Raw genomic sequence first — 5,445 nt, 5'->3', positions numbered from 1 at the left:
GCCGCCCTGCGTGCTCGCGGCTGCTGCACGCTACTGCCGCACGGCGTGCGCGGAGCCGCACGCTACTGCCGCCCTGCGTGCTCGCGACTCGTGCATGAGGTCGAGTTCTTGCGGACACAACTCGGTTCGGATCACCAGCCCATGCTCGACGAGATGGAGCGCCTGATGTCTGTGGCCGCTGAGCGCGTCCACCGGTATCTCTGGTTCGTCGGCGACTAACGGAAGCGCCCGCTGCTGCCGTGCGCGGAGCCGCACGCTGCTGCCGCACGGCGTGCACGGTCGTGCCAACGAGCGTGCTCTGCCGCTACGCCGGATCAGTCGGTGGGCGGTGTAGCAGCGGGGTCGCTGGGCATGAGTTCGCACAACAGCAGCCGCTGACTGCACGCTACTGCCGCACGAAGCGCGTCCCTTCCGAGCCGACGGGTACTGGTCAGGGGCGTGCCCGTCGAGTCTTGGCTGCGGGTGAGACACGCTCACACCCTGGGTGCGAGTGCGGCGGGCACGCCCTCTGGCCGCACGCTATTGCGGCACTTCGCGCGTGGAAGCCGCCGAATGTCAGCGAGCGCTACGCCTTTTCGCAGGCGATCTTGTCGTTATCCCGGTCGAGGTCGCCGTTGTGTCGCTCGGCGCGGTTGTAGATGCGATTGCTGCGCTTGAAGTTGGTGACGTTTCCTCCTCGATCAACGGCACCCCGCCGACCGACTCCGTGCGGGTACTTGTTGTTGAAGTTGGTGCAGTTGTCGTGAATTCCCGTCGTGTGCGCCTGGACGGGAGCGGAGCTGAAGGCCAGGACCACAGTCGGTGCGGACACGGCAAACGCTGCGAGGCAAGCAATAAGAGTCTTCTTCATGACCGCGACGGTATGTCTCGCCCGACCTACCTGTTCGCGGAACGATCAAGGAGAATCTTCATTGATCTGACCAGTTCCGCGAGCTCTGCCGGATTCTGCCGGCCGCAACGGGCTTCTCAGCCGACCGTAGTGCCGACCGGGCACCAACGCTGGTGCGGACGCCCCAGCGAGTGTCAGGCTCGCAAAGGGCAACGACCCGATCGCGCGGTGGCGTTGGAACGGACGTGCCGAGGGATAACTAAAACCCCTATTGCCGAGTAGCAGACGCAACCTCGTGGTCAGTCTCCCTGCCCCAATGAGGCAATATGACGGCATGGGAGCAGTGCGCACGGGGCGTCTTGTCAGTGCCGTCCTCGACCCGGTCCTCGTGCCGGCGGGCTTCCAGGCAGGGCAGTACGGCGAGGGTGGCGACGATCGAGACGGGGACGCCCAGATCATCTTCTGTGCAGGCCACGAAGAGTTCAGCATCCGGCATTCCCGGCTGCCGCAGGCGAACCAGCAGGAGCCTGGTGGCACGTGCGTCGACCTCGTGGTTGAGGTGCGGGCTGATGGCACGCTCGCCGGTCTCGACCTTGAGGGCACTTCCATAGAGGAGACCCTCCGTCATGTGGGGCTGACGGCGGACAGCGAGGCAGTAGCGAAGGTAGAAGGGCTCTCGATGACAAAGGGCCTTCCAGTCATCGAGGCCGCTCTGCGGCGCTTGTTTGTTTGACGGATCTCTGACTTGGTACGGCGCTAGCGCTAGCGCTAGCCACGAGGAAGCCGCCCCGATGCCGCACGGTGTGCGCGATCGTGCCGATGTGCGGTCGCAGCATCATTAGGATCTCCATGTGCTCCATGAGTTGTGGGACGACCCCGAGGACGAAAGCCGGTACACCTTCTGCCTTGCAGGGCCGCAGGGCGACCAAGCCCGGTCGATGCTCTCGACTTCCGCTCCCGTGACGTGGACCGTCGAGGCTGACAGTCACTTCCACGCGATGACGCTCTACTACGAGCACATGGGCTGGGGCACCTACACGACTGACCAAGAGTGGGACCGCCGCACCTATGCCGAGCACGGCTGGGAGTAACGCGACCAAACGCACGCTACTGCCGCCCTGCGTGCTCGCGGCAGCTGCACGCTACTGCCGCACGGCGTGCGCGGAGCGGCACGCTACTGCCGCCCTGCGCGTGCGGTCATGCCGATGAGCGGGCGGCAACTCTGTGAAGTCCTGACGGCCCACTCGCCGAGACCTAGTGTCGAACCATGATGTCTGTTCGGGCCGCACTCGCGATGACCGCCTCGGGGCTCGTTCTCTCCCTGCCTGCGCTGCCAACCATCGGCAATGCCGCCACCGAGCCAGCGATGTGCGGAGGTCGGATCGTCACCATCGACCTCAACGACCCGGATGCACCCGACCCCAATCGGGACGACTCGGACGTCGTGCTTGGCACCCCGGCCGGGGAGCTCATCTGGACCGGTAACGGTGTGGACACGGTTTGCGGGGGTGCGGGTGAGGACGTCATCGTGACCCGCGGAGACGTTCCGGCCGGTGCCCGGGAGGAGGTGTACGGCGGCCTGGGCGGCGACCACCTGCACAGCAGTCCCGGCGACGAGCTGCTTGTCGGCGGCCCTGGCTTCGACACCGTGTCGTACCACTTCAAGTGTCGCAACTGTGGCGATGAGTACCCCTATTCGCGCAACGGGGTCAAGGTCGACCTCCGGCTGACCGGACCGCAGGACACCAGCGGCCGGGGGTTCGACGAGCTCTCCAGCATCGAGAACCTGGTCGGCACGGTTTGGGCCGACGTCCTCCGCGGCAACGGCGAGGGCAACCGGATCATCGGCTTCCTCGGCGACGACATCGTCGACGGCCGCCGTGGCGCTGATGACCTGCGTGGCGGTCGCGGCTCCGACCAGTGCATTGGCGGTCCGGGACGTGATACGTACTACCTCTGCGAGCGACGCTAGCCAGTCACGCAACCGCGTGACGCAATCCGCTACTGCCGCCCTGCGTGCTCGCGGCAGCTGCACGCTACTGCCGCGTTGTTCGCACGGTCGCGTGGATGAGCAGTTTGGTCAACGAGGGCCAGGAGGCATCGGCCAAACACGCCGCTGCCGGTGCTCCCGCCAAGCCGCCAGCCGCTCTCCATCCAGAGGCTCCGCGATGGTCCGCGCCAACTCCACGAACCGGTCCTGCGTGAGTCGCACGGCTTCGTCGTTGATCGAGAGGACGCCCTGAATCGTGATCAGGCTCCGGCTCTTGTCGACGGTCACGTCCACCTCGTTGAACTCAAGGGTCTCGACCACGGGCTCGCCGTACGCCAGAACCGTAAGCACCTCCGCGCAGATATCCACCAAGTCCTTGTCGCTGGACAGAAAAGCTCGGAGGGCGGGCAGGTCAACGTCCACCCCAAGATCCTACGAGCCGAAACGCACTGATCTGCCGCACCCAGGGCTGCCGCGCTCTGGTCGAAGCCGTTGGCGCGCTCGAGTTAGCCGCTGGTGGCGATCTGATCGCTGTGCATGCCGAAGTGCCACAGGTACATGTCACTGCCGCGGGTGGCGAGCATCCGCTCCATCAGACTCCACTCGCTTCGATCACTGTCGTCTACCTCGTCGGTCCCATCGACCTCGTCTTCGGCGTCCGAGCTCAGCGCGATCAGGGCTTCGAGCGGCGTTCGCTCGAAGATGGCGTCGAGAGTTGCGAAGCCCTCGCGGGTCAGGGCGTCCACGAGAATGATCGGCTGGACCCATGCTCTCTCATCGGTCAGACGCAACCCCCAATCCGTCGGGTTGCCCCTGGTGCGGCGCAGGACGGCCTCAGCGAGGTCTTCGACCTCGTCGAGTGGCACCGACAGGTTGTGCTCGAGGCCCTCGTCTTCAACCAGGACGTGGGTCTTCGCCAGCCCTCCGGCATGGATCGTATTGCGTAGCTGCCGAAGGATCAGGTGCACATCGTGGCCGGGACTTCCCTTTGCAAACAGTGCGGCAAGCGAAGGGTGGGATGGTCGCAGTGCCTTGATGAAGTCGCTGACCTGCCACTTTGCATCCCTCGGACGCATCTTGTCGGGTTGGACGATCTCGTAAACGACGCGGGCTGTCGCGTCCATGGCCGCGAGGAGGAATACCAAGAAGCGGTCGACTGCATCGGCCACCTCGACCCAGTCGATCCGAGTCTGGCTCATCGCAATGGCGGTCTGATCGCGCGCGTTTAGAGCCTGAAAGAGACGCCCCTCTGTAGCGGTGCTGAGGTAGTAGATCTGTCCTTGGCCGAATGCGCCGTCAGCTGAGCAGGCTGCGGCCCATAGGCCGTAGTTTGGAAGGAGACTGTCCAGGGCCAGCGCGAGGTAGAACCCACGGCCAGTGGTTGAATACGGCGTCACCGGGAAGTGGCAGTTGCCCCGCAAGATGAGACCCAAGGTCGCCACCGCCCGCTCGGGCGGAGCCATGAGAGTGCCGCCCCGCCAGCGCGCTTCTCCGCGTCCGACTAGCTCTCTGCGTTTCGTGACGAGGATTCCCATCCGTGCAGATTCCGCGGCTTGGCCAAGCAAATGATCGCTGGAAGTTGCGTTCGCCTCTCCGGCGTATTGGATGCCGCCCCACATGATCGCTGTCGAGACGGTCTTGCCATCGGAGTAGCGGGTCGCATGTGTGGGGGCTCGACGGGAGGTCGGGTCTTCATCGGTGTCCAACTCCACGATCTCGAGCCAGCCGATTGGAGCACCGTCTTTGCGACGGACATCGGTAGGTGGTCCACAGTCCGCGTACCGCCAGATGCTCACGCCATGTTGCGAAAGCAACACGTTCAGGGCCTCGAAACACGAGGTCTCTTCGGACACGGTGTCGCAATCGATCAGCACGTCAAACTCGACGGGGACTCGGGCACTGTCCAAATTGACGTGCGCTTGTGCATTCGTCGCTTGACTTGGGGGCAACGCCGCGAGCATGTCGACAGCGTGGCATGTGGAGTCAATCCACTGGGCGGCGCAGACCCGCAGATGTCTGCGTAGTTCAGCGCACGCTACTGCCGCTGCGTGCTCGATCCTGCCGACGAGCGGGCGATACGGAGTGGCAATATCGACCTGTGGTCGAGGAACTCCTGAACCGTCGTCTTGTTGCAGTCGAACGGCTGTCATGGCAGACCGCCAGCGACTCACTCCGCCGTGAGGTGGGTCCAGTGCGTCTGGTTTTCGACACCGGGCATGCCCTTGTCCTGTCTGGGGGTACCGACTGGACCTTGGACTATCACGTCACTGGCCCCGGCGACGACTCGTGGCTGGACACCTACAAGTACGACCTAGACGGGCAGCATTGGGCGTTGCGTGACGCGGCAGCCGAGGAGCCGTTCGCTGACGTGATGGGTGCCGCGCTCACTGATTGGCAGTCCACCTTCAACGAGGTGAGTGAAGTCGTTGGGCTGCGGCTGTGGTTCGACGGCCACGAGGTTGCACTCACCCTGCGAAACGGCGAGGTTGCCACCTGAGTTGAAGCGTCCGCTCATGCCGCCCTGCGTGCTCGCGGCAGCTGCACGCTACTGCCGCCCTGCCTGCTCGCGGCAGGTGCACGCTTCTGCCGCTCGGCGTGCTCGCCGCTGGCGTGGTCCACTGTCGTC

Annotated in this window: 8 protein-coding genes; 5 read left to right on the top strand and 3 right to left on the bottom strand. The window is 64.8% G+C overall.

The window, feature by feature from the left end:
• Positions 1 to 219: hypothetical protein (locus tag F0U47_RS21640; protein ID WP_223162837.1), on the top strand; the 219-nt coding region annotated here is incomplete at its 5' end.
• Positions 220 to 565: 346 nt separating this feature from the next.
• On the opposite strand, the gene F0U47_RS19670 is transcribed toward F0U47_RS21640, so the two are convergent.
• Positions 566 to 850 (bottom strand): excalibur calcium-binding domain-containing protein, encoded by a 285-nt coding sequence (locus tag F0U47_RS19670; RefSeq protein ID WP_149752196.1) that lies wholly within the window; start codon positions 848 to 850, stop codon positions 566 to 568.
• A gap of 313 nt (positions 851 to 1,163) precedes the next feature.
• Between F0U47_RS19670 and F0U47_RS19665 the strand changes: the two genes are divergently transcribed.
• The 3 genes from F0U47_RS19665 (at position 1,164) to F0U47_RS19655 (ending at position 2,801) form a co-directional block, all read left to right on the top strand.
• The gene (locus F0U47_RS19665; protein WP_149752195.1) at positions 1,164 to 1,562 is read left to right on the top strand and encodes a hypothetical protein; all 399 of its coding nucleotides are present in this window, start codon (positions 1,164 to 1,166) and stop codon (positions 1,560 to 1,562) included.
• Between the two features lie 118 nt (positions 1,563 to 1,680).
• Entirely contained in the window at positions 1,681 to 1,920 is a 240-nt protein-coding gene (locus F0U47_RS19660; protein ID WP_149752194.1) for a hypothetical protein, read from the top strand.
• Between the two features lie 176 nt (positions 1,921 to 2,096).
• Positions 2,097 to 2,801 (top strand): calcium-binding protein, encoded by a 705-nt coding sequence (locus tag F0U47_RS19655; protein WP_149752193.1) that lies wholly within the window; start codon positions 2,097 to 2,099, stop codon positions 2,799 to 2,801.
• 108 nt (positions 2,802 to 2,909) lie between these two features.
• Here F0U47_RS19655 and F0U47_RS19650 read toward each other — a convergent pair whose 3' ends face one another.
• A complete protein-coding gene (locus tag F0U47_RS19650) occupies positions 2,910 to 3,242 on the bottom strand; it encodes a hypothetical protein (RefSeq protein ID WP_149752192.1) in 333 nt (110 codons plus the stop codon).
• Between the two features lie 83 nt (positions 3,243 to 3,325).
• Positions 3,326 to 4,780 (bottom strand): hypothetical protein, encoded by a 1,455-nt coding sequence (locus F0U47_RS19645; RefSeq protein WP_149752191.1) that lies wholly within the window; start codon positions 4,778 to 4,780, stop codon positions 3,326 to 3,328.
• Positions 4,781 to 4,917: 137 nt separating this feature from the next.
• Here F0U47_RS19645 and F0U47_RS19640 point away from each other — a divergent pair, with 137 nt between their 5' ends.
• Positions 4,918 to 5,316, top strand: coding sequence for a hypothetical protein (locus F0U47_RS19640; protein WP_149752190.1), 399 nt, complete (start codon positions 4,918 to 4,920; stop codon positions 5,314 to 5,316).
• Positions 5,317 to 5,445: the final 129 nt, after the last annotated feature.

It is taken from the genome of Nocardioides antri (assembly GCF_008373765.1).
In the GTDB taxonomy this organism is placed as follows: domain Bacteria; phylum Actinomycetota; class Actinomycetes; order Propionibacteriales; family Nocardioidaceae; genus Nocardioides; species Nocardioides antri.
This window is presented reverse-complemented; position numbering and strand designations above follow the sequence as displayed.

Bases quoted from the DNA above. Each gene is read 5' to 3' on its own strand.
- F0U47_RS19655 (WP_149752193.1), top strand. From the start codon at position 2,097: ATGATGTCTGTTCGGGCCGCACTCGCGATGACCGCCTCGGGGCTCGTT.
- F0U47_RS19665 (WP_149752195.1), top strand. From the start codon at position 1,164: ATGGGAGCAGTGCGCACGGGGCGTCTTGTCAGTGCCGTCCTCGACCCG.
- F0U47_RS19645 (WP_149752191.1), bottom strand. From the start codon at position 4,780: ATGCTCGCGGCGTTGCCCCCAAGTCAAGCGACGAATGCACAAGCGCAC.
- F0U47_RS19670 (WP_149752196.1), bottom strand. From the start codon at position 850: ATGAAGAAGACTCTTATTGCTTGCCTCGCAGCGTTTGCCGTGTCCGCA.